Here is a 25,852-nt window from a genome sequence, read left to right on the forward strand (position 1 = left end):
GGATTTGCAATGGGCAGTAGTCATGCGTATCTCCGGACAAAAAGGCAGAGTAGCAGGGCATGTTATCGGGCATGTATTTTATGTGGTTTTTCTTGACGCTGAGCATTTGTTTTATCCGTCGGAAAAGAAGAATACGTGAAACTTTTAAGGTTAAGTGATTCAGAGGTCAACCCTTTCTCCAAATCCTTGTGCTTTAGCCGCAATTTGGCTTTTACCTTTAAAGATGAGGATTAGTGCACTGACCAGGATAAATAAAGAGCTTTTTTTCTATATGTTAATGCCCTGAAGTAGTATCAAAAATAATCGGTAAGCATTTTTGACTTCGCCAGAAATGAATATATTTGTTCATCCCTCCTAGTAATCAACCCATTGGAAACCAATTTGGCATGAACTCCATAGTCCCAAACACCGAACCCGAGGTCGGGGATGAACTCCCTTTGGCTTCCCGCCGCGCTTTTTTGAGCTGGTTAGCATTAATCGGGGTGAGCTTACCGGTAAGTCCCTTGTTGGCTGACCCGAGCACGGCGCTCTTTTTTTCCGAAGACGACCTCCCACCAATCGATGGGCAGGTCAACCTCAGCATCTTTCGACCGCAGGATTTGCTGCACCTGAAAATGTCTTTCCTCAATTTTAAAAAAGGCGCTGGCAACCAGTTGGAACGAACGGGCGGCGATGCTTTTTTGGCCGTCTTTTTCCAGCCACAAAGTATTGCTGAGCAGGCTTTCGACCTCAGTGAGGCCAGGCAATACCCGGCTGCGGCTTTTTTATCTGGCCCCAGCCGCTTGGTCTTCAAAATCCCCGCCAACATTACCAGCATTCCACTGACTGCAGAAAAAATACTCGACTGGAGCAAGTACGAGTTGGTGGTGAATGGCCGGGCTTTGGCAGCAAACAAGTTCATCCTCACTGGTGCCCATTTCAATACCGGGCAAGTCCGCCCCAATGCCAACCTCAACGCCAACAACCTCACCCTGAACACTCGGGCCAACAAGGTATTGAACAATTATCAGCAAAGCCAAAACCTGAGTTCAGCCAAACTGCGTACCCAGCGGCAAAATGAAACCTACCGCCTGGCCAGCGAAGAGCAATTGGAAGATTTGATCAAAGAAACTTTCAAAAATACCCCCAGCAGCGTCAATCCCCGCTCCATTCGGATGGGCGAACCCGATCAAAATGAAACCGCGATCGAATTGCCCTGGCGGGTGATTTTGTCGCCAAACCAATTTGCTGGCTTTGCCCACGATCACAAACTGCGCCTCTTCGCCGAATTTGTCAATGCCAACAAGGGCAAACCCACCCAGTTTGAGGTGTACGAAATGTGGCATACCCGCCTGGGCATGCGTACCGCCAAAGGCATCGATGAAAGTGAGGCTGCGCGAAAAATCCTTACCCTGCGCGCCATCTGGGCCTATGGCATCAATGAGGACTACAGCAAATTGCCGAGTGCTGACCCCAATTTTAAAACGGCCCTATCTAACGACGATCGCCACCAGATTGTGCACAAAAGCAGCAACTGGAATATCCCCAATTATACGCCACATTCCATTGAAGTCAATCGACTGATGTTGAGTGCACTGGGTGGCTGGCTCGACAGCAATTTCACCCCGCCCTCTTACGCTGCGCTCAACCTGATCAAATGGTCACATCTTGCTACGATGGGCCGCGATCACTACGTGGAAGTGGTCAAAGAAGGTTATGTATTGCCCTTTGGACACCGTGCGGCCTACGTAAAAATCACCGAACGGAAAACTGATTCCGGCTTTGCCCTCAACCGCACCCGCGAGTTTGTGATCATTTCTGAGGCAGAGAAGAAATACCTGGGCGACACCTTTATGGCCTTCCCTTTCCGCCAGATTCGCATCCATACCCTGGTCACACCCAATCTGGATCAGCCCGTCAAGGCCTTTGAAAAATCAGTAACGGCGGACAAATCCAACTTTGCCATTACCGTTGGCGGCAAAGGCTTTCCTTTCAAAGTCAGTGGAGTGGATCCCGAAGGGCGAGAGATCGACTTTGAACTTCCCCTGGTATTTGTAGGCACCAACGTGGTTGGTAAAGCCAATAAAAGCACGCTGGACAAACTCACCCAGCAATACAACGCTTATGCTTTTATGCAAAGTCAGGGCGTACAGCCAAGTACCCGTGCCAGTACCCGTGGCCAAAAAATGGCCATTGCCAGTAGCCTGGTGCCGGGAGATACCAGTTTTGAAGTAGACCAGATTCAATTTGGGGTACAATACCTGGAAAGTAGCCCCACGGGTTTTTACCCCAAAATCAGTGGCATTGACCTACACGAGCCCGCTTATGAATCCCTTACGGGTAAAAAAGAAACGGTAACGGTGGAACTGGTGGACGATACCAGTGCCACCAACAAGGGGCAGGTATTTGCCAAGGTCAACGTTTCGGCCAACCTCGATTTTGCCGGGAATGCCGACAAGGCGGGTGGGGCATTGGTGCCCAATTTTCAACTCACGGGTTTGTCCAAAATTCAGGGCGCCGTAGGAGGTGACTTGGGCGAAATCCAAAACCTGAGTTTTAACCCAGCCAATTTTTTCAAGTCCAACGGGCAAGCCGAAGCCAAGTTGTTTGGGGTAGTGCCCCTCTCTGGCTTGATGAAAAAAGTGGGGCTGAATGTGGATGGCTACCTCGCCGAGATCAAAACTGCCGTCAGCAAAGTGGAAGATGCCCGAGCCAAACTCGAACAGGCCAAGGAAAGTGGCGGCGCTGCCTTGGATGCCGCCAAAAATGCCCTGAGTGCCGAAACTGCTGCGCTGCAAAAAAGGATGAGCGACTACACCGCCAAAATGCCCGTGCTAAAAAATGTGGAGTTGCCCGACAAGGTGGTGACTCAAATGCTTTGGAATGGCGAAACCGAACCAGAATACAAACTCGCGGGAGGTTTGCTCACCTTAAAATCAAACACGCCGACCGAAACCATCAAAATCAATACGGCCATCAGCCGCCCGCGCAATGGAGCTGCACCTACTTTTACCACCAGCTCTTCGATCAACAATTTCAATGTACTGCTCGCGGGCATCATCCAGGTCAATTTTAAAAAGGTAGGTTTTTCGGTCAACAGTCAAGCCAAAACCGACATCAGTGTGGACATGCAAGCGGAACCCATGAGTTTCCTGGGCCCACTTTCTTTCCTCAACGATCTGAAAAACCTGATCCCTGCTGATGGTTTCAGCGATCCGCCCTTTCTGGATGTAACCACCAGTGGGGTAAAAACGGGTTATACCCTCGCCGTGCCAGACCTATCGCTGGGGGCGTTTATGCTGCGCAACATCAGCCTGGGCGCTACCGTGAATTTACCTTTTACGGGTTCCCCCATGAGCCTGCGTTTCAATTTCTGTGAGCGGCACCAACCTTTTACCCTCACGGTTTCAGCTTTGGGCGGTGGTGGTTTTTTTGGTCTTGAGCTGGACCTAAAAGGCCTACGCTCCCTGGAAGCTGCCCTGGAGTTTGGTGCTGCCGTAGCCCTCAATCTGGGGGTCGCCAGCGGCGCTGTATCGGTCATGGCAGGCATTTATTTCAAAATGACCATCGACAACGGCAACTCCATCACCAGCCTTACGGGTTATGTGCGCATCAACGGTGCTTTGAGTGTGTTGGGCTTGATCACGGTTTCGGTGATGTTCTACCTCGGACTCGAATACAACGTGAGCACTGGCAAAGCCTGGGGTGAAGCGACGCTGATGGTAAAAGTGGAAGTGCTGTTCTTCTCCAAAACCGTATCGCTAACCACCCGCCGCGAATTTGCCGGATCGGGGGCCGACCCCACCTTTGGTATGATGGTCGGTAAAGACGACTGGAATAACTACTGGGATGCGTTTGCGGCATAAAGGTTGAGAAGGTTGAGGGAGGTTTAGATGGTTGAGGCTACCGCGAGCGATTTTGACAAAGTCCTTGTCCAATTCGCTGTGGCAACCTCAACCTCCCTCAACTTCCCTAAACCTCCCTCAACCTCCCTCAACCATTCTTTAACAATTCATCACTCTTCATATGCCTCAGCAATTCATTTTCACCGCCCTGCCCTGGAAAAATCCCAAAACCGGGCAAATGATGATCTCCGCCCACGTCAGCATTCAATTGAGCTCGACGAGCGAGACAACCCTGCAAAGTTTCCCCGACCTGCTCAAATGGCCGCGCCTGATGGAGCAAGGGCGTTTTACCTTGTATTTCAACGACGACAAACAATACAAGGTCGATCTGGAAGTAAAACTGGATCGCGACAACTACGAGCAGCTCTTTAACCCGGGGATAAAAGTCCGCTCTTACCAGCCGGAAGACCTGGGAAAACTCACGCTCAATTCTTTCCCGGAAAAACACATCGCCAGTTTTGTCCAAGACCTCTACAAAAAAGTGGGCAACCAAAAAGTACAGACCCTGCCCGATGAAAACTTCCTGAGCAGCGAGGTCCGAGAACTAAGCGACATCAGCGAGTACGAACTGGTGACAGATTTTCAAAAAAAGCGCCCGCCGTACAGTGAAGCTGATTTTGTCCAATACCGCCCCACCGGGCAATCCCGCATCAAGCGGCAATTGTCCTTGTACAAAGCCATGCCTTTTTCGCCTACCCCCAACCCACAAACCGACTTTGCCCAGGTGCGCATTTTTAATGATGCCAGCAACAAAAAGAACATCAGAGGCCCACTGCCGGAAATCAGAAGGCCCGATTTTGAATACCACGACATCCTGGCGGTTTTGTCCTCGCATCCCGATTTGTTGCGGCGTTTTGGGTTGGTGATTGATCTGGTGGTGCCCGAAAGAGCGCTGAAAGACATCCCCAGCACGGGCTTCGTACGTGTGGCACCGGAGAGAATGAACTTCAACTCGGACACCAAGATCTCCTGTCCCGCTACGGCTTATCAATTGACGCCCGCTGGTTTTTATGCCCAATCCCGCTCTGAAAGCAGCATCGATAAGGGTTTTCTCAAAATCAACAGCCCTGATTTTGCCATCGTGCAGATTGATGCCAATGGTGCGGCCATGAAACTGGCCCAGCAAATGGACAACCTCATGCAGCTCAAGGGCAAACAGGCACTGAATTTTTACAACGGCAACAACTACAATGGATCGGTTAAAATAAGTCCGCAAAACCTGCTGGATTACGAGAACGAAAAACCTCGTGAAGCAGGCTTGCCCGCACTGCGCAGCGCCGGACTGGCCGTGGTACGCAATGGACTAGCCGCTCAACTCAATAAAAAATGGGTCAATGCCTATGCCTTCAGCGAAAAATTCCTGAAAACTGCACCCGAAACCAAGGAGTTTAAGGCTGACAAAACGGTGTTTGTCCTCCCTGCCGTTCCCGCCAACCTGCTTTACGCCGACGACCTGGTACAAGGCTATCGGATGGACATTCAAGCGGGTGGAAAATGGTACTCCCTGCACCGCCGCCTGGACGAATACATCCTCGACCCCGAGGGCAAAAATATCCGCTTGAAAGACAATGTAGAAGACGAAGGATTCATCCAATTGTCGGTCACCCAGGATACGCAGGACAAAACCCAGTTGCGCGTAGGTGAGGTGATGGCGCGTTGGGAAGGTTGGAGCCTTTCGGTGCCCCGGCCCGGCAAAGCTTTGAACAACCCTCGCCCTGGCGGTACTGAAGTAGACGACACTACAAAAGACAAGTACCTTTTGCCCAAAGACTTTAAAAATTTCCGCCTGCAGATCAAGAGCAATCTGGTCAAAGGCACTTTGCCCAAACTGCGTTTTGGCAACAAATACCGCATCAAAATCCGCACCGTGGACCTGGCGGGCAACAGCCTCAGCCATGAGCAAAATCCGGAAAACCCCACCCTCAGCGTCAGCCCTGAAATCACTTACCAGCGCTTCGATTCTTTGCCTACCCCGGCCTTGATCCTGGGCAATGAACAACGCGACGGGGAATCGATGGAAAGGATGGTGGTGCGCAGCAATGGCAACGTCAGCGCCGTGGATTACGAGCGCAACAACCTCATCAGCAAAGAACTGCCCGGGGCTTATCCGCCCTACTCCGAACGCCACATCAAGGCACCACGAGCTGCCCAATTGCTGGCGGAACAACACGGCCTCTTTGACAAACCGATGAGTGAACCCGGTCGGCGTCAGGATGTGTGGAATTGGATCGACAAAAAAGACCAGGAATTCAACAACCCTGGCGATTTCACCAAGGTGTCGCGTAGTTTCATCGCCCTGAAAGAGCGCGAGACTAGCAATCTTGAGTTGGAATACATTGCCGACCCCATGGCGATGGGCATTGTGTTTTGCCTCGACCCTGAATCGCCGCGCCGCAACCTGACCGACAGCTGGACGCGGGGCAAACCGCATTTTTTCAGCTTTTATCAAAAAGGCGAAATCGCCGACCCCTCCACCTTGCCCGCGCTGACTTATGAGCAATGGCAAACGCCGAAATCCCTGCGCATTCGCTTGGAAGAAAACTCAGGCTCTGCCATGAAGGGCCCCATCTGGGACGATGAGCGTCGCATCCTCACGGTGTATTTGCCCAAAGGGGAAATGGCGGTACTGCGCTATGCCAGTTTTTGGCGGCCTGCGGATTTGCAGGGCCTTTCGGGGGTATTTGCTATGCTCAACGATGGCAACCCAGCTGCACCTTCCCGCGATTTTGCGCTAAGAAGCCTGCACTGGATGGTCTCGCCCTGGCGGCGGATTACGCTGGTGCATGCGCTGCAACAACCCTTGACCGCGCCGAGTATTGTAAAAAAAGGCACTGTAGAAATTGAAGCTGTACGCAAGTACGGCGACACTACCGCCGCCCTGCGCTTCCAACTCAAAACGCATGCCTCCAGCACCGAAAAGGTAGCTTTGATTGCGGGCTGGAATGAATACGTAGACGACCTCTCGGAAGTCAAAGCCAACATCAAACCCAGCAGCGCCGATGTGCAATCCCTCTTGATTGGCTACAATGACGATACTTCAGATTGGGGTAGTGGGCAAAATGGCCGCCAGGTGATCCAGGCTTTTCAAGATACCAAACACCGCAAAGTGCGCTACACGACCATTGCCACTACGCGCTATCGGGAGTATTTCACCGTCCTGGCTCAGCAAAAGAAAGATTTTCCGCTGATCACCAAAGGGGGCCTTACGCAGGAAGTGAGCATTTTGAGCACGGCACGCCCGGCGGTTCCGCTGGTGGAGTATGTGATCCCGAGCTTCAACTGGCTGAAATCCAGCAGTCCGGGCAAAAGTGAAACCCATATCCGCACAGCCAATGTACAGGTGTACCTCAAGCGGCCCTGGTTCAGCAGCGGGGAGGAGGAAATGCTGGGCGTGGTGCTGGCTCCCAACAACAATGCGGGGTATGAGCCTTATGCTACACTCTGGGGGCAGGACCCGATTTATGTGGCCAATGGTTTGAACAACCAGCAATTCCCGACGCCGGATTTGAACACCTTCCCCCTCGCAGCAGCGTATGAAAAATCCCTGACTTTGGCGGAAGTGGAAACGGTGCGGGTGGCTACGGCGGCGTACCAACCACTGTTCGACGAAGAGCGGCAGTTGTATTACGCGAATGTGCCCATCGCGACGGGCAAGGCTTATTTCCCCTTTGTAAAACTGGCCCTAGCGCGTTACCAAAAGAACTCCCTGCGCATCGACAACAAGGATTGCTGCCTGAGTGGGGTGGTGCATACGGACTGGATTCAGTTGCCCGCGCCGCGTACGGTGGTGTTGAATTATTCGGGTGGGCCTGCGGCAAAAAACAAGTTTTCCATCGGCGTAGCGGGGCCAGTCCCCGTAGCGATCTCCCTGCCGCAATTGGATACGGGCAATAAAACCCCGATGATCCGCTCGCGCATCCGCATTGCAGTGGAAACGCCAACGATTCCGAAAACGGACGAGGCCTTCATCAGCATCTTGCGCGAAACAACGACCCTGTGGGTGAAGGAGTTTGACATCGATAAAAATTTCATCGTGGATGGGCAAATGGCCTTCAATACTGGCGTAGAGATTCCGGATGAGTACAAAAGCAAACCTTTCAGGGTGATTGTGGAGGAGTATGAATTGGTGGCGAATGATCCGGTTCGGGAGAGTGGTTTTGTGCCAGGGGTGGAGAATAAAAGTGTGACGATGGGGGAGCGGTTGGTGTTTTTGGATGTGTTTGAGGTGAATGGGGTGGTGTGAGAAACCAACTGAGTATTAACCTGGAATTTTTCCTACTGTTTTGGTGTTCTGCAAAATAGTTAACAATTTTGCTCTGGTAATTTTATTCATAAAAATGTCCAGTACTAAAAATACTTTGTCTAAATTTTTATCTATATGGAAAGAAAACTATGGACAAGAGATGAACTGGTACTTGTTTTTAATGTATACCTAAAATTACCGTTTGGCAAAATGCACACTAGAACGTCAGAGGTTGTTGAAATGGCAAATCTTTTAGGGCGAACTGTGAATTCAATTGCCATTCGCCTTTCAAATTTTGCGTCTTGTGACCCCTATCATCAAAATAGGGGGGTAAAAGGAATGGTAGGTGGAATAAAACAATGCCAGCCAATTTGGGATGAGTTTTTTGAAAATAAAGAATTACTAATTTTTGAAAGCGAAAGAATTCTAGCTGAAAAGCAGAACCAAACCATTGAAATAAAGTTTGATGATTTACTTTTTGATTTGAAGGATTTAAAAGGTGAAACAAGACTTCGTGAAGTCAAAACAAGAGTAAATCAAAATGTTTTTAGACAAATTGTGATGGCAAATTATTCAGGAAGATGCGCAATCACAGGTATTGATATTCCTGAGTTGCTTTTTGCAAGCCATATTATTCCCTGGTCAAAAAATGAAGAGGAACGATTAAACCCTGAAAACGGTATTTGTTTTTCCGCACTTTACGATAAAGCATTTGATAAAGGTTTAATCGGGCTTGATGAAAAGTACCGAATTTTACTTTCTTCCAGATTAAAGGAGAAGAAAGCTTCTGACTATTTTGAAAAATATTTTGCACCACTGGAAAATCAACCCCTAGTTCTTCCTCAGCGATATTTTCCTAAAAAGGAATTTATTCAGTACCATTTGGATGAAGTTTTCCTAAAAAACAACTAGGATTATGCATGTAGACTACTGGTTAAAAAACGAACCGAACAAAGAAATCGTAACCAAAACCCCGATTGCCAATAAATGGGGATTCAATCTATTGGCATGTTACTACAACATATTAGATAGAAAAAGCTTTGCCTTTCAATTCGACAAAAACTTAGAATTTGAGACCGACAAAGTTTTTAGAAAAAACGGCTTTGAATACGTAGTCTTTGAACATAATGATTTTAAAGAATTGTGGGTTCTACCCAATGAAAATTTGATTGAATTTACAGACAGAATTGTTACCCAAATTGATAATTGCCATAATGAAATGGAAGTATTGGATTTGATTGTGACTGAAATGTGAATTCATTTTATTTGATCCACCTCACTCCCGATTCCCCCTCGGCTTCCTGCCATATTTCACCTCATAAGCATCAATGTGCTCCTTTTCCAATTGTTTTGCCTTAGCCCGTCCGGGGATTCCAGTGATTAAAACCCGGGCGAAAAACCGAACACAATTGGCAACTACATTGTACAATTTTAGTTGGAAGGATGATGAACTATTTCCATTTTGGAAACAGTTCATCAGAAAGGGAAAAGAGTGCTGAGCCGAGTTATTAATTTCAATCACTTAGAGAGCAATTGTGCCCCTAGGCTTTCAGATCAAATCCCCCACCCCTCACTTAAAAATCCTCCCCTCCGCCTCCAACACTTTATACTTCTCAATGTACATTTTATCCAGAGTCTCAGAATCCTTGTACTTCAGCCTCAACTTTGCCAGTTTTTTGTGCAGTTCTGCCCTTACTTTGGCGTATTTGGGATCGTTGTACACGTTTTTCATTTCGTTTTTGTCATTCATCCGATCGTACAATTCCCATTCATCGATGTCGTAGTAAAAATGCACCAGTTTGTACTGTTCGGTGACAATTCCGTAGTGCCGCTTGACCATGTGTACGCTGGGGTACTCGTAATAGTGGTAATAGGCCGCGTCCCGGAAGTTTTGGCCTTTGCCTTTAAAGATGGGAATCAGGCTTTCGCCCTGCATGTCGCTCGGGGGCTTGATGCCCGCCGCTTCCAGGAAAGTTTGGGCAAAGTCCAGGTTTTGCACCATTTGAGAGTTGCGTGAACCCTCCTGGATTACCCCCGGCCATTTGACCAGGAGAGGGGTTTTGAACGACTCATCAAAAATGAAACGTTTGTCGAACCAGCCATGCTCACCCAGGTAAAAGCCCTGATCGGAGGTGTACACCACAATGGTATTTTTGTCCAGGCCATTCTCTTTCAAAAAGTCCAGCACCTCTCCAACACCCTCATCTACGGAGGCAATACAACCCAGGTAATCCTGCATGTAGCGCTGGTAGCGCCAGCGCATTTGGTCTTCCTGGGTCATCTTGGGATAGTTTTGGATGAATTCCTCGTTCATTTTGCCGTACACCGCGTCCCATTCTTTGCGTTGGGCTGCGTTCATCCGCCCGACCGTCGCGTTGTAATTGCGTTTGTCGTAGGAATGTGATTCCTTGATGCCCAGTTTATCCATGTTCTCGGGGGAAATTTTGGAATCACCCGCCCAGTTCATGTGGGTGAGGAGGTTCATTTCTTGTTCTTTGGAAGCTCGGCCCCGACCTTCGTAGTTGTCGAAAAGGGTAGCGGGTTCCGGAAATTTGCGTTGAATGAACTCCTTGTAGTGGCGTTCAGCCGGTAGCCATTCGCGGTGGGGGGCCTTGTGCAAATAGGCCAGGAAGAAGGGTTTGTCTTTTTTTCGTTCATTTTTCAGCCAGTTGAGGGTCATGTCGGTGATGAGATCGGTGACATAGCCGGTCAACTTGATGTTGCCTTCTTTTTTGGTGATGAAGTCGGGATTGTAATAATTCCCTTGATCGGGCAGAATTTTAAACTCGTCAAAACCCTTGGGATTGTTGCCAAAATGGAGCTTGCCAAACATGGCCGTCTGGTAGCCATTGGCTTGCAGCAGTTGGGGAAAAGTGACATTGGTGGTATCAAAAGGGAAGTAGTTGTCAATTTTCCCGTTCAGGTGGCTGTGTTTGCCGGTGAGGATGACCGCGCGCGAGGGCGCACAAATCGAGTTGGTGACGCAGGCATTGGTAAACAGCATACCCTCTTTGGCGATGCGGTCGATATTGGGGGTTTGTAACAGTTTATCGCTGTATGCCGAGATGGCCTGGTAGGCATGATCGTCGGACATGATGAAGACGATGTTGGGGCGCTCTTGCTTTGGGGGCTTAAAGGACCAAAAAAGCAAGGCTCCTGCTGCTAATAAAAACAAACTGATGTAAGCTCTTTTCATGCGATCGTTCTTTTGAGCAATGCCTGCACATTGCGCTGATGATGAATACTATTGCTAATTTAGGGTCTTCTGACATACTTTTTATGGAAAGAAAAATTTAACCCCAGGTTTCTGTGCCAACTTTTTTTCACAATTTCGGCAATGTTTTATTGGTTGCTGAAAAGGTATGATTTTGCATAGATTCAGCAGGGAATAATTTTTATTAGTTGCTGAATCTGCTTCTTTTTGTATAGATTCAGCAACTAATAATTGAAAAATGATGTAATCAGCCAGGAGCTCGTTTTGGAAGATTTATTTTGACAATATTTCATTTCCGTTCCTAAAAAATAAAGATAAACCTACGCTATCGAACCGCAGGAACAACCAACACAAAATACCCACCAACAATCAAGGCCATTACCCCACTCAATGCCAAAGCGGCCGCTGCCCCAAATTGCCACCAAATCAGCCCCGCCAATGAACTGGCCAACATGGTGCAAATGCTTTGAAACGCCGAATAAGTGCCGATGGCGGTTGCGGTATCCTCCTTAGCCGAAATGTTGCTGATCCAGGCTTTGGAGACGCCTTCGGTAGCAGCGGCGTACAGGCCGTACAACAAAAACCAGGCTGCCAGGGCATAGGCATTACAGGTGGTCGCCATGCCCAAATACAAAATGGCGAAAAGCAACAAACCAATGCTGAACATTTTTTTGAGCCCGATTTTATCCGCCAGTATCCCCAATGGGAAAGCAGCCAGGGCATAAATGAGGTTGTAAAAAATGTACAGCCCAATGATCCAGGTATCGTTGAGCCCGCTGGCCTTGGCTTTGAGCAACAAAAAAACATCCGAGCTATTGAACAGCGTAAAGGCCAGAAGCCCGAGCACCAGTTTGCGGTAATCCACCGGGCTTTTTTTCCAATAACTCAAAAAGGAGAGTAAAGGTGTAGCGGTATTTTTTTTAACAGCCAGCAGCTTTTTTTCCTGTAAAAAAAATGACGCTGCTACTGCAAACACCCCCGGAATAAAAGCGATGTAAAACAGGGTAAGGTAATCCTCGGGGTGAAAATACAGGTACAACAAAGCCAAAAGAGGCCCTAAAACCGCACCAAAAGTATCCATGGAGCGGTGAAAACCAAACACCTTCCCCTTGGTTGCGGGAGTGGCCTCGTCCGAAAGTAGGGCGTCTCTTGCACCAGTACGAATGCCTTTGCCAAAGCGGTCGATGGTACGGGTAAAAAATATCCAGATGGGGTGGATAAAAAAGGCCATCATGGGTTTCGACAAGGCACTGAGGGCATAACCGATTTGTACAAAAGGGACCCGCTTGCCCGTGTTATCCGATAGTTTGCCAAAATACCCCTTGCTCAAGCCCGCAGTAGCCTCGGCAAGGCCTTCGAGGATTCCGATCAGCACAATAGAAAAACCGATACTTTTGAGGTAAATTGGCATGATCGGGTACAACATTTCACTGGCCGTGTCGGTGAACAGGCTGATGAGGGATAAAACCCAGACGCTGCGGGTGATGTATTGCATAGCAAAACAGAATTTGTCATGAACAATTGATCATGAATGCTTTATTGACTTATTTTCAACAGTTTCAAGTGCTAAATAAGGAATGCCAGGATCAATTGCTGGCCATTTCCAGGTTACAACATTTGAAAAAGAACGAGATCCTCCAACCCATTGGCCACACTTGCAAAACCATCTATTTTGTACAAAAAGGTATGGCCCGCATTTTTTATTACAAGGATGGGATCGACATCACCGAGTGTTTTGCTGCCGAAAACCACATCATCGCCCGGGTAGAAAGCCTGTTTACTCAACGCCCCTCACAAAAAGGCATCCAAATCATCGAAGTGGCGGAGATCATCGCCATCAATGCGACTCAACTTTTTGCCTTGTACGACCAATATCCAGCTATTGAGCGACTCTTTCGCAAGATTTTTGAGCAAGGGTATGTAGAAACCGTGAATCGCCTGGAAAGCCTGCAATTTTATAATGCGGAGGAACGCTACTTGAATTTGCTCCACGAAATGCCCAATTTGTTGCAGCGCGTGCCGCTAAAGTATATCGCCTCCTATTTGGGCATTACGCAGGTGAGTTTGAGTCGAATTCGGGCGGGGGTGAAGTAATTATTTATCAAATGTTAAAGGATGCCATTGGAAAAGCCTGGAGTTTTGTACGGTAATTCAAAACGTATACTCCATGAACACGAATGGCGCAAAGCAGTCGCATTGGGATCAGGTTTACAGCACCAAAGCACTGGAGCAAAGCAGTTGGTATCAGCCCAAACCCAGCATTTCCCTTGATTTTGTACAACAATTCTCAATACCTAAAAACGCCGCAATCATTGATGTGGGCGGTGGAGATAGTTTATTGGTAGATCATCTGCTGGATATGGGTTATCAAAACATCAGTGTGCTGGACATATCCTCCAAAGCCCTGGAAAGAGCCCAAAATCGCCTGGGTGAGCGGGCCCAAGCCGTCAAATGGATCCTTGCTGACGCTGCCAAATTTGAACCAACCGAACAGTACGATTTTTGGCATGACCGGGCTGCTTTTCATTTTTTAACCACGACAGCGGACATCCAACACTATGCCCAAATGGCGGCGCAAGCCGTCAAACCCGGCGGTTTTTTAGTCATTGGAACCTTCTCGGAGCAAGGGCCAAAAAAATGCAGCGGCCTGGAAATCAAACAGTATTCCGAACAAAGTTTGGTGCAAGTTTTTGACCATCAATTCCAAAAAATACGTTGCCAACAAGTCGATCATTTAACACCGACCCAGGCTATCCAACAGTTTACTTTTTGTGCTTTTCAAAAATTAGGGTGACTCCTGTTACCGATACAAAGTCGACACCTCAATCCGGTTGTTATCCGGGTCTAAAGTTTCAAATTCATAATATCCATCCCCCGTTTTGCGCGGTCCGCTCAGGATGGGGAAGCCCGCTGCGCGCAATTCCTCCACTTTTTGATCCACCTCGGCCATGGTATCTACGCCGAAGGCGAAATGGATCAAACCAAGGTATTGGGCGCTTACCGGATCATTGGCATTGGCAGGAATATCGGGTCGGCTCATCAATTCCAGGCGTGCACCTGAAGCAAAGCTTAAAAAATAACTCTGGAATTGTTTTTGGACATTGGTGTACTTGTCATTGGGCTGGGCACCAAAGTATTGCACATAATAGTCTTTTAGTGCTTCCAAGTTTTGGGTCCAGATGGCGAGGTGTTCGATGATCATTGGGTGTAAATTTAGAAGAATTGTTGCCACAAGACAGGCTTATGCCTACATTCGTTGCAAAACCTATTCAACATGCGCAAGTTCGGCCTTTTTCTCCTCATTGCCCTACAGTTTTCGGCCTGTGCTGTCCAAAAGATGCACAGCGGTCTGGAAAAGTTGTCTTTTTACAAGCCTGCTGAAAATCCCATTTTAAAGGCTGATTCCAGTTTTACTTTTTTTGACCCCATCAAAAAACAAAACGTACGTTGGCAAAGGGCCGATGTGTTCAATCCCGGCGCGATTGTTAAGGATGGCAAGGTGTTTTTGTTGTATCGCTGCGAGGATAACCCCGCTGCGCACTTAGGTGGGCGTACTTCACGCCTGGGTTTAGCCGAAAGTACAGATGGCATCCATTTCACCAAACACCCCACGCCCGTTTTGTACCCGGACAACGATGCCCAAAACCAATACGATTTCCCCGGAGGTTGTGAAGACCCCCGGCTGGCCCAAACCGAGGATGGACAGTACGTAGTAGCTTATACCGCCTGGAATTACAAAACACCCCGTTTGTGCATCGCTTTTTCCAAAGACCTCGAAACCTGGGAAAAGAAAGGCCCTGCCTTTGCCAAAGCCTACAACGGCAAATTCCTGGACATGGCCTGCAAATCGGGCTCCATGGTCACCAAAATGGTCAAAGGCAAACAAGTATTGGCCAAAATTAACGGCAAGTACTGGATGTACTGGGGCGAATTGTTTGTCAACCTGGCCTGGTCGGAAAACCTCTATGACTGGTACCCTGCCGTGGATGAAAAAACCGAACTCAAGGCCGTCATCCGCACCCGCCCGGGCATGTTCGACAGCAGCCTAACCGAATGTGGCCCGCCCGCCATCATCCTCAACAACGAAATCAACCTCTTTTACAATGGCCGCAACAGCACGGATGAGAAGGCGGATACCAGATTGCCCAAGGGTACTTACTCGGTAGGTCGGGTTACTTTTGATGCCAGCAATCCTGAAAAAGTGCTGCGCCGCCTGAATGAGCCGTTCCTCAAACCCAGTTTGCCCCACGAAGTGAAAGGGCAATACCTGGCCGGGACAACTTTTGCCGAAGGGCTGGTTTATTTTAAAGGGAAGTGGTGGTTGTACTACGGTACGGCGGATTCTTTTGTGGGGGTGGCGGTGGCGGAGTAAAGCCTTATCTTTTTTTGTACTAAAAATGGCAGAGAGATGTTTAGCAATGCTAGGCTTCCCTCTGCTCATTTGTCAATACCTTTACGCCAACCCAATCCGCGTCCCACTCGGAATTTTCGCCTTTTTCTTCAGCACGACAATTCCATCCCGGATCACGTAAGTCGAGGTTTCCATATTTTCCAAAGAGTGGTGGCCTTTGATCACCACATTGTTGCCGATGCTACAGTTTTTATCGATGATGGCATTTTCGATGTAGCAGTCCTTACCAATACCCATAGGGATGTCCGCTGCTTCGATTTGTTCCAGCGACTCGTAATAGTCCGCCCCCATCAGGATGGCATTGTTGATTTCGGTACCTTCGCCAATTCGGGAACGAATCCCCACAATGGCCTTATCAATCTTTTTGGCGTGGATGATACAACCTTCTGCCACCAGGGTACGGTTGAAGAAGGTGCCATAAATTTTGGAAGGCGCCAGAGGCCGGGGCCGGGTAAAGACCGTGGCACTTTTATCAAACAGGTTGAAGTCTGGAATAGGATCGGTCAAGGCAATATTGGCTTCGAAGAAGGAAGCAATGGTACCAATGTCCGTCCAATAACTATCAAAAGCGTAGCTGGCTACTTTGAAGTTGTTGTTGATGGCATAAGGAATGATCTCTTTGCCAAAATCCGTCGCATCGGGTTTTTCAGCAAACAAGCGCTCCAACACGTCCCGCTTGAACACATAAATACCCATGGAAGCCAGGTATCCTTTGCCTTGGGAAGTATATTTCTCTTCCAGTGGCGAACGCCAGGCTGGCAGTACATCCTTTTTGGGTTTTTCGGTAAAGTCTTGAATGTATTGGTCCTCATCCACTTTGAGGATACCAAATTCTGAAGCGTCTTTGGCGACTACGGGGATGGTTGCAATGGTCAGGTCTGCATCTTTTTCGATGTGGTAAAAAGCAAACTTCTTGAAATCCATCTGGTACAACTGATCCCCGGATAGGATGAGGATGTAATCAAAGTCATGATTGATCAGGTGGTGCATCGACTGGCGTACCGCATCAGCCGTTCCCTGAAACCAGTTGGGTGAATTGGGGGTTTGCTCTGCCGCCAGGATATCTACAAAGCCATGCGTAAACATGTCAAAAGTGTAGGTATTCTTGATGTGTTGGTTGAGCGAAGCCGAGTTGAATTGGGTCACCACAAACATCCTGCGCACCCCGGAATTCAAACAGTTTGAAATCGGAATGTCGATGAGGCGATACTTTCCAGCAATGGGCACCGCTGGTTTAGAGCGTTGCTCGGTGAGTGGATAAAGCCGCGAGCCAGCGCCACCGCCGAGAATTAGAGCGATCATTTTCACTTCCATACAATTTTTTGGTTGGCGTATTCAGGTTTATGACAAACCCTTGTTTTTTATTAAATATTTGATTCATAAACTACTGTACACTGAGATGTAGTTATCTGCGGCACCTTCCCAGGAAAAGTCTACCTGCATGATGTGTGCTCTCACTTGAGCCAAAGCATTTGAATTGTGGTACAATTCGTGAGCCCGGTATATGGCCAAGGCAGCATCATTCAAGGTGAAATGATCAAAACGAATACCCCGACCTGGTAAATCAGGTTCACCTATATCAATCACGGTATCCCTTAATCCTCCAACTGAACGCACAATTGGAATGGTGCCGTAACGCATGGAGTACATTTGATTCAAACCACAGGGCTCCACCCGCGAAGGCATCAGTAAAAAGTCGGAACCAGCGTACAGTTGGTGAGCAATCCCTTCGTTGTAGGCCAGAACTACGGCACAACGGCGCGGGAAACGCCATTGCAAGTTGGCCAATGCTTCGTGCAAATGAGGCTCCCCCGTGCCCAGAATCAGGAAAGAAACCCCTAAACCTTCGGACAACACTCTGGCAATCAAGTCAGGAATCAAATCAGCGCCCTTTTCTCTAACCAACCGACCAATAAAGGTAATGACTGGCAATTCCAGATCAGCGTCAAAATGTTGTTGCAGGGCCAGTTTATTGGCTGATTTATAGCTGTCAATATTCCCTTCGAAGTGGTGCGGTAAATACGGATCAGTAGCCGGATCCCACACATCGGCGTCGATGCCATTGAGAATCCCCAAACATTTGGCGGCTTCGGCACGCAGAAGCCCTTCCAGGCCATTGGAGTACTCCATCAATTCCTTCAGGTAAGTCTCCGAAACCGTAGTGACCCGCCAGGCGCACTTGATGGCTGATGCGAGTGGATTGATGGCTCCCTCCCAATCGATCAGGCCTGAAGCACTGGCTTCGAAAGCAGGCAGCAACACGTGTTTGTCCCAGCCAAAAGCACCGTGGTATTCTCCGTTGTGGATGGTAAAAATGGTGGGGATATGGCTAATGGCCCGGTATTCCAGGCTGTGCTGCACCATAAAGGGAATCAAACCTGCATGGTGATCGTGACAATGCAGGACCGCTGGCTTTTCGGGCATGTTCAGCACCCAGTTTAAAATGGCTTGCTGAAAAAACACCCAACGCTCGGCATTGTCGTTGAACCATCCGGTAGCATCGCCATAAATCCCGGGGCGATCAAATTTGCCTGGCAAATTCACCACATACAGCGGGAATCCAAGACTGTCCCCCAGTTCTTTCTCTATAGCAAAGGGATAATAAATGTTGTGCAAGCGGAAAGCTCCAGCATAAACCAGCTCAAATTGTCGAGCCTGAAACCAGGGCAACTGGTACTTCGGAATTACAGCAGCAGATGACCATCCGCGCTGACTAAGGTATTTCGGTAGTGCACCGACCACATCCCCCAAACCACCTGCTTTCGCGGCTGGGTAACATTCAGCACTGACATGTAATATTTTCATGGCAAAGTACGAGTTCGTGTTTTGTTGAAGCAAAACGGCAGGTAATGCTCCTAACAATCGTCAGTGCTAAAAATAGAATATTATTGGAGAAAAAAAGCAGGAAAGAGAAAATAAAATTTGGCAAAATTACGGAAGGGCTCAAGATTCTGGGTTCCTGGGTTCTTGGGTTCCAGGGGTTAATCGTTTAAAGCGTTTGGAGCACTGAATGAGCTAAAACCCTAAAACTTTGACCCCCTGGAACACTGGAACCCATTTGTTTGGATTATCCCTGTTTTTTGGCTTTTTTGCCTTTCTTGGGGCGAGCATTGCCATACGAGCCCAAGAAGAGCTTACCGCGCAAGGATCTTTTGTCACCTTTTCCCATGGTTGATTAAATTTTATGGTTTAAAGGCTGCAAAGGTACACTTTTTTGGCTAAGGGCAATAAAAAATAAGTGCTTCATTTTGTCTAATGATTGGATAAGTAAGTGGTTCATTTTAAGCGCCTTATCTGATGCTTTGGCCCAAGAAAAATGAGCACTTATTTTTGCCCCACTACTAGGTAAAAGTCAAATAAAGAGTAAGAATTGCTTTTGTACCTTTGTACGATGGCATCAACAAAAGCCCATACTGCTCTTATCCGCACTGAAGCCCAACGTTTGGGCTTCAGCATGGTGGGTTTTGCCAAGGCGGAATTCATGGATGAAGAGGCGCGGCGTTTGGAGGACTGGCTCAATCGGGGTTTTCATGGCCAGATGCACTACATGGCCAATCATTTTGACAAGCGGGTGGACCCCCGGCAACTGGTGCCCGGGGCCAAATCCGTCGTCAGTTTGCTCTACAACTACCACAATCCCGACAAACAGGAAGATCCCGATGCCCCCCAAATTTCGCAATACGCTTACGGTAAAGACTACCATTTTGTACTCAAAGACAAGCTCAAAGCCCTTTTGCAGTACATTGAGCAAAACATTGGACAAGTCGCCGGGCGTTGTTTTGTGGATTCGGCACCCGTTTTAGAGCGGGATTGGGCCAAACGCGCTGGCCTGGGCTGGACAGGGCGGCATACCTTATTAATACACCCCAAAGCAGGGTCTTATTTCTTTCTGGCCGAGCTCATTCTTGATCTGGAATTGGATTATGATGCACCCATGCGGGATTATTGTGGCACCTGTCGCCGCTGTATTGATGCCTGCCCTACTGAGGCCATTTCACCTGAAGGTTATTTGTTAGATGGCAGCAAGTGTATTTCATACCTGACGATTGAATTGCGCGAGGCCATACCGGAGGGATTTAAAGGCAAAATGGACAACTGGATGTTTGGTTGTGATGTTTGCCAGGATGTTTGCCCCTGGAATCGTTTTTCGCAGCCCCATCAGGAACCCGCTTTCGAGCCCCACCCCGATTTGTTGTCCATGCGAAAAAGTGATTGGGAGGAACTCACCCAAGAGGTTTTTAATCAAGTCTTTAAACAATCTGCTGTTAAACGTACCAAACTGGAGGGCTTACAGCGCAATGTTGCTTTTTTAACTTTAACCAAGGGGGATCAAGAATAATATAGTCCAGCAAAGGGAAATAAGGCTAAAAAACCGTATGTTTCCTTCTTCAAATCAGAAAACAGTAAACTACAAGCTGTATGCACCGCGAAATACACCACTGGTACAGTCCGAATCTGAACAAAAACATGGAGGTTGCCATGTATGGGCATTATGGCTTTGCCTTACTTTTGTTGCCAACTGCTGGTGCTGACTATTTGGAATACGAGCGATTTCAATTGATAGATGCCATTGCGCCTTTTATTGAAAGTGGTAAAATAAAGGTGTTTTCGATCAATAGCATCAATTCTGAAGCCTGGCTCAACGACCAAATGAACCCTGTTCACAAAGGGATTCGCCACCAGCAATTCAATGCCTACGTGGAGCAGGAGGTGGTACCCTTTATCAAGGACAAAACCAGCCAGGATGTTCAGATCATTATTTCCGGGGCTTCTTTGGGAGCTTTACATTCGGCTAATTTGTTTTTTCGCAGGCCCGATTTGTTCAAGGGGGTGATCGCCATGTCCGGAGTATATGACCTGACGGCCTACAGCAAGGGGCATTACGACGACAATGTGTATTACAATTCGCCTTGTCATTATTTGCCCAATTTGACCGACGAGCATACTTTACACTTGTTGCGCTCCTCGGGGCATATTCATTTGGTGACAGGCTCGGGGGATTATGAAGATCCACAGGCTAGTCGAAATCTTTCGTACATCTTGAGCAACAAAGCCATCCCCCACGAATTGGACATTTGGGGGCCAGATATCAAACACGATTGGCCTACCTGGCGGCAGATGTTGCCGACTTATTTGGGGACGCGCTTCTAAACTTAAATCATATGATCAAATTATCTTATCAAATTTCCGAAGAAGAATATTTGCGGGCAATGCTTAGCGTTTTCTTCTCTGGTCGAACGATCATTTATGCATTGATTGCTTGTGCGTTCCTCTTGTTGAATACATTAATGGTTGAGCAGGACTATAGGTGGACGGCCTTTAGTTGGGTTTTGCCTTTGGTTATTATTTTAATCTTTTGGGTAATCATCCTATTTTTTAGCTTTAAGAGAGCATATCGAAAATCAGCCTTCAGTAAAGGAAAGTTGTATTACGGCTTCTCTGATGAGGAAATTGAATTCGAGGTTCCCGACTCCAGTGGAAGTCTAAAATGGATGGCATTTAAAAAGGTAAAAGAGTCTAAAGCTTTTTATTTTATGTATACATCAAGTGTAACTGCACTCATTGTTCCCAAAAGAGTTTTTGACAGCAGTAGTGAACATGATGCTTTTAGAAATCTTCTCATTTCAAAATCCCTATTGAAGGGCTAATTCAAAACTTAACGCTACCATGCGCATCGATTCCCATCAACATTTCTGGAACTACAGCCCTGAAACCCACGCCTGGATCAATGACGAGATGCATCTGATTCAGCGCAATTTTTTGCCAGCAGATCTGGCCCCTGCATTGCAGCAGCACAACCTTGACGGGACGATATTGGTGCAAGTAGATCAAAACGAGGAAGAAAATCTATTCTTTTTGGAATTGGCGCAGCAAAATCCCTTCATCAAAGGAACAGTGGGCTGGGTAGATTTACGGGCAGATAATGTGGAAGAACGCCTGGATTTTTACAAGCAATATCCAACCTTAAAAGGATTCCGCCACATCGTGCAAGGCGAATCAGACCCTTATTTTTTACAAAACCCTGCTTTTCGTAGGGGTATTGAGGCCCTGGGCAAACGGGGGTATACCTATGATATCCTGATTTATCCGCATCAGTTGCCCGCCGCGATTGAATTGGTAAAAGCTTTTCCCGACCAGATTTTTGTGCTGGACCACCTTGCCAAGCCCTACATTAAAGCTGGACAAATTGATCAATGGGCCTCCTTCATTCAACACCTGGGCGAAATGCCCAATGTACACTGCAAGGTATCCGGCATGGTAACTGAAGCGAACTGGCAAAACTGGGAATTCCGCAATTTCCGGCCATTTTTGGACAAAGTCACCGAAGCTTTTGGCACCCAACGCCTGATGTACGGCTCTGATTGGCCTGTGTGCCTGGTTGCAGGCAGTTATTCCAATGTGATCGGGATTTGTGAGGCATATTTTGGCAGTTTCAGCGCCGATGAACAGGCTGATGTGATGGGACGGAACGCGGAGCGGGTGTATTCTTTGTAAAAATATAGTACTGCCAATACATTTGTACCAGTAAAAAATTTGAGCTTGAGTTCAGAGTACATGAGTTTAGAATTTAGAAGTGAGCTGGCGCAGGGCCCCTTGCACTTCGACTACGCTCAGTGACCGGGTCGCTGCGCTAGCTCACTTCTAAATTCTAAATTCATGTATTCATGTATTCTTCACTCAAAAAACGGAAATTACCAATCGCTTGATCCCCCTACCTCCGCATCATCAATATCCCCATACTCATTATCCAGCTCAACAACCCAAAAATAAAAATCCGGAACCCGGTCAAATCAATAAAATTGAACCTCAAGACCAGCCCGATCAGTACAAGCAACAAAAACACAATTCCCAAATAACCTACCCATTGGGGAAAAACTGCCGTCCGCAGGATCAGCACCGACCAAATGCCCATCGCCAAAAGAATCGAAATAATGAACACATAATCCATGGGGTGATTGATGGCTGTGCCGTACCTGACAATGGATTGAACTACCTCTGGTTGGGATTGAATCACCTCAGTTGAATGAGATAAAAACAAGGGCAATGTCAGGCCATTGATGGTCCCTGCGATCATGGCGGCAACCAGGCCCAAAGCAGCCATCATAAACGCCAGAGTCGCTACCCGGCCAGGCGTTTGCAGCGCCTCCGAAATGCCATAAAACCCAAAACCAATAAAAGGCAAACACAAAATGGCCAGCGAATTGGTATTTCTGGAGGGGAGTCATCAGGTTGTCAAAAAAATGAACCCTGCTCGTAGCGTGTTCCAACACTTTACCCAATTGTAGGAAAACTGGCGATACCGCAATAAGCTCATGCAAGCGGAACACGGATAATTCAAAAATGGAACAATCTGTAAAAGCCTTGATGCAACAATCCGAGGGCTTCTGGTTGAAAAAGCTGCTGGCATTCAGAAACCATTCCCGGTCCAGGTGTAGGTCGACCACATTTAATTCATTGTCCGCTTTGTAGTTGAATTGATAAAGGGCACCACTCAGGTTGTAAAAAACCGAAGAACAAACGCCTCCCTCGGGCAAAACGATTTCATCTTTGCTCAGCTTGCGGTACACAATTTTGGATTCAAACAACCGTACCTGCTCTTCATTAAAATTTCCGATTTGTTTCAAAATGGTCGCAGTCATGCCTGAGTGATATTTAGCCTTAAAAATACATACTATCTGGGTTTAACCCCGTAGGTTTTCATCGCTCCTTCAATCTGGCTCTGCTCGGTGGTGCTGTCCGGGAACAACCAATAATTGGGTGCCAGAATGGAATCGACTTTGGTCACTTTGATTTCAATGACGCATTGGACAGGGTATTTGTCTGAAAACAAGTCAGCGAAACGTTTTGCTTTGGCGGCGAAGGAGGCATCTTCTTTGCCGATGAGTTTGGCTTCACCTTTTAGTTTGAAACCTTTTTGGGTAAACACATCCACAAAACTGACGCTGACCTTGGGTTGCTGCGCAATGTTGTGCACGCTATTGGGCGAGGCGATATTGGCAATCAGCAGGGTATCATCATCCAGGTAAGTGAACATTTCCTTGGGGGAAACATTGGGTTGCTGGTCTTCATCCACGGTGGCCAACCAGCAGAGTACACAGGTGTCGATGGATTTTTTGATGTCGGTGGTGAGCATGTTGTGGTGGTATTTTGATTATTAACTCAAATTACACAATCCTGAATGAAGCAGGTGACTTTCAGTGAACGACCAGCGGCAGAGCCGCCAAAACGTCTGTAGCATTTAGGTCGTGCAAGGCTGTTAAAAGGTGCAGAGCACCGGAACAAAAGACAATAGTTGCGGTACTACGTACCTCAAAATCTACCTTCGTTCCTTGAGCTACAGACGTTTTGGCGGCTCTGCCGCTGGTCGTTATGCCTAAGATCTCCCAATTCTATGATAATCAAATCGCCTCAAGTCTATTCAAAATTCGAACATTGCTTCTATTGACGTTTCACGGCTATGCCGCTGGCACTTAACTTATTTTTTCTTCACCTTAATTCGGACACTTTTTACGACAATTTGGGCTTTGTTAAGCCCCAAATGCCCAAAACCTTCTCCCTCATTGCTCAGCGAATCGACCATTTCAAACCTTCCAATTACATTCAGCAAGCCTATTTTTTGGTCATATTTGTTGTGGATTTTGCTCAATTGTCCCCTAATGAGCAACCATTTCCACCCCTCGTAATAATCGTCAAAATTCACATAGACCCGGTGATTTAAGTCACATTTTTCAAATCCAGATGCGCTCCAATACTCTTCTACACCGGAATAAATCAATCTGGTTTTGATCAGCTGTTCATTGTATTCTCCCAATTGGCAAAAAGTTACCTTTTTTGCGGCATTTAGATTACCCCCGGTTCCTGAACCAACCCTGAAAAGGCTACAAGAGGGCAGAAAGGTTAAAAATAGCCCAAGCAATGGCAAGTAACTAATCTTCATTGAAGCAATACTGGTCATCATGAATCATTTGAATTCAGAATTTAACAAAATCTCATCCATTCCTATTCATCCATTTTACGAACTATCTTTCACTTCTTCCCTATCCATTTCGCAAAATCCACTTTGTCAAACCCCTCAAATTCCAGTTGCTTTTGTGTTTTGCAATAATTAATGATCATTGGGAAGTTTTTCGCTTTGTCCGCTTGTACCATAAACCGATACCTTTGTTTGGGCTCTGCAGCAGGGTTTTCAAAAACGGCAATCCCTCTTTTTTTATCTACCATATGAATACGGATGGTTTTTTGCGTGTTGTTGTATCCGCTTAGTTTGAATTGGTAAGTTGCTGCATTTGGTTTCGCAAATGCAATAATGCGATTGGTAAGGGGACCATCACTATAGCAAATGTTGTAGGTTGAATCAGTAATCGCTACATTTTCATTGCCCATGTAATCAGAGGGTGAATACAAATAAAATTGACCATTGTAGCGATATAGTAAACACCACCGCCTGGGGAGGTCACCCAAATCGTATTTGGCCAGAGGTTTAGAATTTTTCCCTTTCAAAGATTTTATGGAGGTGGAATAATTTTTCTGTTCAAGTTGTTTAAAATTTAAATCTGCAATCCAATCATAATATTTTGAGTCAGGCTTTTGCTCAATAAAAATGGCATGGTACACCCCATTTGCAGTGTTTTTAAAAATAAAGCTGGTATCCTGCGCAAAGGATGACCAAGTTGAAAGCAGCAATAGACCAATAATCAGGTTAGTTTTCATCGTCTACGTAGTATTGACTGTTTTCAAAACAACACCCCGCATTGAACGCAAGTTTTCCCCCTTTCACTATTTCAATTCAACTTTTCTCTCTACATTGCGCCGTAAAAACTTATTCAGCACAAAATGGGCCTAAAGCCTAAGCACTAATCAATAAAAACCTAACCGACCGCTGGTCAGTTAGGTTTTTATAATTTATACACAACCTTATGGGAATCGATGTACTATTGGGCCTCCAGTGGGGCGATGAAGGAAAGGGTAAAATTGTGGACTACCTGGCACCAAAATACAACATTGTCGCCCGTTTCCAGGGAGGCCCCAATGCCGGGCACACCCTCAAGTTTGATGGCAAAAAATTTGTCCTGCACACCATCCCTTCCGGTATTTTCCGC

General features: G+C 47.2%; 24 protein-coding genes. 12 read left to right on the forward strand and 12 right to left on the reverse strand.

All coding sequences use genetic code 11. From position 1 onward, the window contains the following. Positions 1–386: 386 nt before the first annotated feature. The 4 genes from SFV55_RS06740 to SFV55_RS06755 all read left to right on the forward strand — a co-directional run bounded on the left by SFV55_RS06740 (position 387) and on the right by SFV55_RS06755 (position 9,382). On the forward strand, positions 387–3,845 hold the full coding sequence (locus tag SFV55_RS06740) for a hypothetical protein (RefSeq protein ID WP_320028714.1): 3,459 nt from the start codon (positions 387–389) through the stop codon (positions 3,843–3,845). A gap of 160 nt (positions 3,846–4,005) precedes the next feature. Next, on the forward strand, positions 4,006–8,127 hold the full coding sequence (locus SFV55_RS06745) for a hypothetical protein (protein ID WP_320028715.1): 4,122 nt from the start codon (positions 4,006–4,008) through the stop codon (positions 8,125–8,127). A 135-nt stretch (positions 8,128–8,262) separates the two neighbouring features. After that, positions 8,263–9,039 carry an HNH endonuclease gene (locus tag SFV55_RS06750; RefSeq protein ID WP_320028716.1) on the forward strand — a complete coding sequence of 259 codons (777 nt, stop codon included), beginning with the start codon at positions 8,263–8,265 and terminating at the stop codon, positions 9,037–9,039. 4 nt (positions 9,040–9,043) lie between these two features. Next, positions 9,044–9,382, forward strand: a complete 339-nt coding sequence (locus SFV55_RS06755) for a hypothetical protein (RefSeq protein ID WP_320028717.1) — start codon at positions 9,044–9,046, stop codon at positions 9,380–9,382. A 21-nt stretch (positions 9,383–9,403) separates the two neighbouring features. On the opposite strand, the gene SFV55_RS06760 is transcribed toward SFV55_RS06755, so the two are convergent. The 3 genes from SFV55_RS06760 to SFV55_RS06770 all read right to left on the reverse strand — a co-directional run bounded on the left by SFV55_RS06760 (position 9,404) and on the right by SFV55_RS06770 (position 12,836). After that, positions 9,404–9,604, reverse strand: a complete 201-nt coding sequence (locus SFV55_RS06760) for a hypothetical protein (protein WP_320028737.1) — start codon at positions 9,602–9,604, stop codon at positions 9,404–9,406. Between the two features lie 93 nt (positions 9,605–9,697). Next, positions 9,698–11,323: a sulfatase gene (locus SFV55_RS06765; RefSeq protein WP_320028718.1), complete on the reverse strand. Its 1,626-nt coding sequence runs from the start codon at positions 11,321–11,323 to the stop codon at positions 9,698–9,700. Positions 11,324–11,666: 343 nt separating this feature from the next. Then, entirely contained in the window at positions 11,667–12,836 is a 1,170-nt protein-coding gene (locus SFV55_RS06770) for an MFS transporter (protein ID WP_320028719.1), read from the reverse strand. Between the two features lie 32 nt (positions 12,837–12,868). Between SFV55_RS06770 and SFV55_RS06775 the strand changes: the two genes are divergently transcribed. Together SFV55_RS06775 and SFV55_RS06780 are read left to right on the forward strand one after the other, a co-directional pair. Beyond that, positions 12,869–13,435, forward strand: a complete 567-nt coding sequence (locus SFV55_RS06775; protein ID WP_320028720.1) for a Crp/Fnr family transcriptional regulator — start codon at positions 12,869–12,871, stop codon at positions 13,433–13,435. Between the two features lie 73 nt (positions 13,436–13,508). After that, positions 13,509–14,135, forward strand: a complete 627-nt coding sequence (locus tag SFV55_RS06780) for a class I SAM-dependent methyltransferase (protein WP_320028721.1) — start codon at positions 13,509–13,511, stop codon at positions 14,133–14,135. A gap of 6 nt (positions 14,136–14,141) precedes the next feature. Here SFV55_RS06780 and SFV55_RS06785 read toward each other — a convergent pair whose 3' ends face one another. Then, positions 14,142–14,543 carry a VOC family protein gene (locus SFV55_RS06785; protein ID WP_320028722.1) on the reverse strand — a complete coding sequence of 134 codons (402 nt, stop codon included), beginning with the start codon at positions 14,541–14,543 and terminating at the stop codon, positions 14,142–14,144. A 72-nt stretch (positions 14,544–14,615) separates the two neighbouring features. Between SFV55_RS06785 and SFV55_RS06790 the strand changes: the two genes are divergently transcribed. After that, positions 14,616–15,713: a glycoside hydrolase family 130 protein gene (locus SFV55_RS06790; protein WP_320028723.1), complete on the forward strand. Its 1,098-nt coding sequence runs from the start codon at positions 14,616–14,618 to the stop codon at positions 15,711–15,713. An 81-nt stretch (positions 15,714–15,794) separates the two neighbouring features. On the opposite strand, the gene SFV55_RS06795 is transcribed toward SFV55_RS06790, so the two are convergent. From SFV55_RS06795 to SFV55_RS06805, 3 genes are all read right to left on the reverse strand, one after another. Continuing rightward, positions 15,795–17,066 carry a glucose-1-phosphate adenylyltransferase gene (locus SFV55_RS06795; protein ID WP_320028724.1) on the reverse strand — a complete coding sequence of 424 codons (1,272 nt, stop codon included), beginning with the start codon at positions 17,064–17,066 and terminating at the stop codon, positions 15,795–15,797. 63 nt (positions 17,067–17,129) lie between these two features. Beyond that, a complete protein-coding gene (locus SFV55_RS06800) occupies positions 17,130–18,557 on the reverse strand; it encodes a glycogen synthase (RefSeq protein WP_320028725.1) in 1,428 nt (475 codons plus the stop codon). 262 nt (positions 18,558–18,819) lie between these two features. Next, the gene (locus tag SFV55_RS06805) at positions 18,820–18,921 is read right to left on the reverse strand and encodes a 30S ribosomal protein THX (RefSeq protein WP_320028726.1); all 102 of its coding nucleotides are present in this window, start codon (positions 18,919–18,921) and stop codon (positions 18,820–18,822) included. 222 nt (positions 18,922–19,143) lie between these two features. Here SFV55_RS06805 and queG point away from each other — a divergent pair, with 222 nt between their 5' ends. From queG to SFV55_RS06825, 4 genes are all read left to right on the forward strand, one after another. After that, a complete protein-coding gene (gene queG, locus SFV55_RS06810) occupies positions 19,144–20,091 on the forward strand; it encodes a tRNA epoxyqueuosine(34) reductase QueG (RefSeq protein WP_320028727.1) in 948 nt (315 codons plus the stop codon). An 80-nt stretch (positions 20,092–20,171) separates the two neighbouring features. Further along, positions 20,172–20,903, forward strand: coding sequence for an esterase family protein (locus SFV55_RS06815; RefSeq protein WP_320028728.1), 732 nt, complete (start codon positions 20,172–20,174; stop codon positions 20,901–20,903). 11 nt (positions 20,904–20,914) lie between these two features. Beyond that, positions 20,915–21,400, forward strand: coding sequence for a YcxB family protein (locus SFV55_RS06820; RefSeq protein WP_320028729.1), 486 nt, complete (start codon positions 20,915–20,917; stop codon positions 21,398–21,400). A gap of 19 nt (positions 21,401–21,419) precedes the next feature. Continuing rightward, positions 21,420–22,247: an amidohydrolase family protein gene (locus tag SFV55_RS06825; RefSeq protein WP_320028730.1), complete on the forward strand. Its 828-nt coding sequence runs from the start codon at positions 21,420–21,422 to the stop codon at positions 22,245–22,247. Positions 22,248–22,464: 217 nt separating this feature from the next. On the opposite strand, the gene SFV55_RS06830 is transcribed toward SFV55_RS06825, so the two are convergent. From SFV55_RS06830 to SFV55_RS06850, 5 genes are all read right to left on the reverse strand, one after another. Next, positions 22,465–22,767, reverse strand: a complete 303-nt coding sequence (locus tag SFV55_RS06830) for a hypothetical protein (RefSeq protein ID WP_320028731.1) — start codon at positions 22,765–22,767, stop codon at positions 22,465–22,467. A gap of 1 nt (position 22,768) precedes the next feature. Next, positions 22,769–23,392, reverse strand: coding sequence for a hypothetical protein (locus SFV55_RS06835; protein ID WP_320028732.1), 624 nt, complete (start codon positions 23,390–23,392; stop codon positions 22,769–22,771). A 32-nt stretch (positions 23,393–23,424) separates the two neighbouring features. Further along, entirely contained in the window at positions 23,425–23,886 is a 462-nt protein-coding gene (locus SFV55_RS06840; protein ID WP_320028733.1) for a pyridoxamine 5'-phosphate oxidase family protein, read from the reverse strand. 342 nt (positions 23,887–24,228) lie between these two features. Then, complete coding sequence (locus tag SFV55_RS06845; RefSeq protein WP_320028734.1) at positions 24,229–24,690, reverse strand: hypothetical protein; 462 nt, start codon at positions 24,688–24,690, stop codon at positions 24,229–24,231. 89 nt (positions 24,691–24,779) lie between these two features. Continuing rightward, positions 24,780–25,463, reverse strand: coding sequence for a hypothetical protein (locus SFV55_RS06850; RefSeq protein WP_320028735.1), 684 nt, complete (start codon positions 25,461–25,463; stop codon positions 24,780–24,782). 206 nt (positions 25,464–25,669) lie between these two features. On the opposite strand from SFV55_RS06850, the gene SFV55_RS06855 reads away from it, so the two are divergent. Next, a partial coding sequence (locus tag SFV55_RS06855; protein WP_320028736.1) for an adenylosuccinate synthetase occupies positions 25,670–25,852 on the forward strand: 183 nt, incomplete at its 3' end.

It is taken from the genome of Haliscomenobacter sp. (genome assembly GCF_033763495.1).
Taxonomy (GTDB): domain Bacteria; phylum Bacteroidota; class Bacteroidia; order Chitinophagales; family Saprospiraceae; genus Haliscomenobacter.

Excerpts from the sequence above, each read along its gene's own strand:
- SFV55_RS06770 (WP_320028719.1), bottom strand. The coding sequence starts at position 12,836 with ATGCAATACATCACCCGCAGCGTCTGGGTTTTATCCCTCATCAGCCTG.
- SFV55_RS06740 (WP_320028714.1), top strand. The coding sequence starts at position 387 with ATGAACTCCATAGTCCCAAACACCGAACCCGAGGTCGGGGATGAACTC.
- SFV55_RS06745 (WP_320028715.1), top strand. The coding sequence starts at position 4,006 with ATGCCTCAGCAATTCATTTTCACCGCCCTGCCCTGGAAAAATCCCAAA.
- SFV55_RS06805 (WP_320028726.1), bottom strand. The coding sequence starts at position 18,921 with ATGGGAAAAGGTGACAAAAGATCCTTGCGCGGTAAGCTCTTCTTGGGC.
- SFV55_RS06765 (WP_320028718.1), bottom strand. The coding sequence starts at position 11,323 with ATGAAAAGAGCTTACATCAGTTTGTTTTTATTAGCAGCAGGAGCCTTG.
- SFV55_RS06790 (WP_320028723.1), top strand. The coding sequence starts at position 14,616 with ATGCGCAAGTTCGGCCTTTTTCTCCTCATTGCCCTACAGTTTTCGGCC.
- SFV55_RS06820 (WP_320028729.1), top strand. The coding sequence starts at position 20,915 with ATGATCAAATTATCTTATCAAATTTCCGAAGAAGAATATTTGCGGGCA.
- SFV55_RS06815 (WP_320028728.1), top strand. The coding sequence starts at position 20,172 with ATGCACCGCGAAATACACCACTGGTACAGTCCGAATCTGAACAAAAAC.
- SFV55_RS06850 (WP_320028735.1), bottom strand. The coding sequence starts at position 25,463 with ATGAAAACTAACCTGATTATTGGTCTATTGCTGCTTTCAACTTGGTCA.
- SFV55_RS06760 (WP_320028737.1), bottom strand. The coding sequence starts at position 9,604 with ATGAACTGTTTCCAAAATGGAAATAGTTCATCATCCTTCCAACTAAAA.
- SFV55_RS06785 (WP_320028722.1), bottom strand. The coding sequence starts at position 14,543 with ATGATCATCGAACACCTCGCCATCTGGACCCAAAACTTGGAAGCACTA.
- SFV55_RS06750 (WP_320028716.1), top strand. The coding sequence starts at position 8,263 with ATGGAAAGAAAACTATGGACAAGAGATGAACTGGTACTTGTTTTTAAT.
- SFV55_RS06840 (WP_320028733.1), bottom strand. The coding sequence starts at position 23,886 with ATGCTCACCACCGACATCAAAAAATCCATCGACACCTGTGTACTCTGC.
- SFV55_RS06795 (WP_320028724.1), bottom strand. The coding sequence starts at position 17,066 with ATGGAAGTGAAAATGATCGCTCTAATTCTCGGCGGTGGCGCTGGCTCG.
- SFV55_RS06780 (WP_320028721.1), top strand. The coding sequence starts at position 13,509 with ATGAACACGAATGGCGCAAAGCAGTCGCATTGGGATCAGGTTTACAGC.
- SFV55_RS06835 (WP_320028732.1), bottom strand. The coding sequence starts at position 23,392 with ATGACTGCGACCATTTTGAAACAAATCGGAAATTTTAATGAAGAGCAG.
- SFV55_RS06775 (WP_320028720.1), top strand. The coding sequence starts at position 12,869 with ATGAATGCTTTATTGACTTATTTTCAACAGTTTCAAGTGCTAAATAAG.
- SFV55_RS06800 (WP_320028725.1), bottom strand. The coding sequence starts at position 18,557 with ATGAAAATATTACATGTCAGTGCTGAATGTTACCCAGCCGCGAAAGCA.
- SFV55_RS06845 (WP_320028734.1), bottom strand. The coding sequence starts at position 24,690 with ATGAAGATTAGTTACTTGCCATTGCTTGGGCTATTTTTAACCTTTCTG.
- queG (WP_320028727.1), top strand. The coding sequence starts at position 19,144 with ATGGCATCAACAAAAGCCCATACTGCTCTTATCCGCACTGAAGCCCAA.
- SFV55_RS06755 (WP_320028717.1), top strand. The coding sequence starts at position 9,044 with ATGCATGTAGACTACTGGTTAAAAAACGAACCGAACAAAGAAATCGTA.
- SFV55_RS06825 (WP_320028730.1), top strand. The coding sequence starts at position 21,420 with ATGCGCATCGATTCCCATCAACATTTCTGGAACTACAGCCCTGAAACC.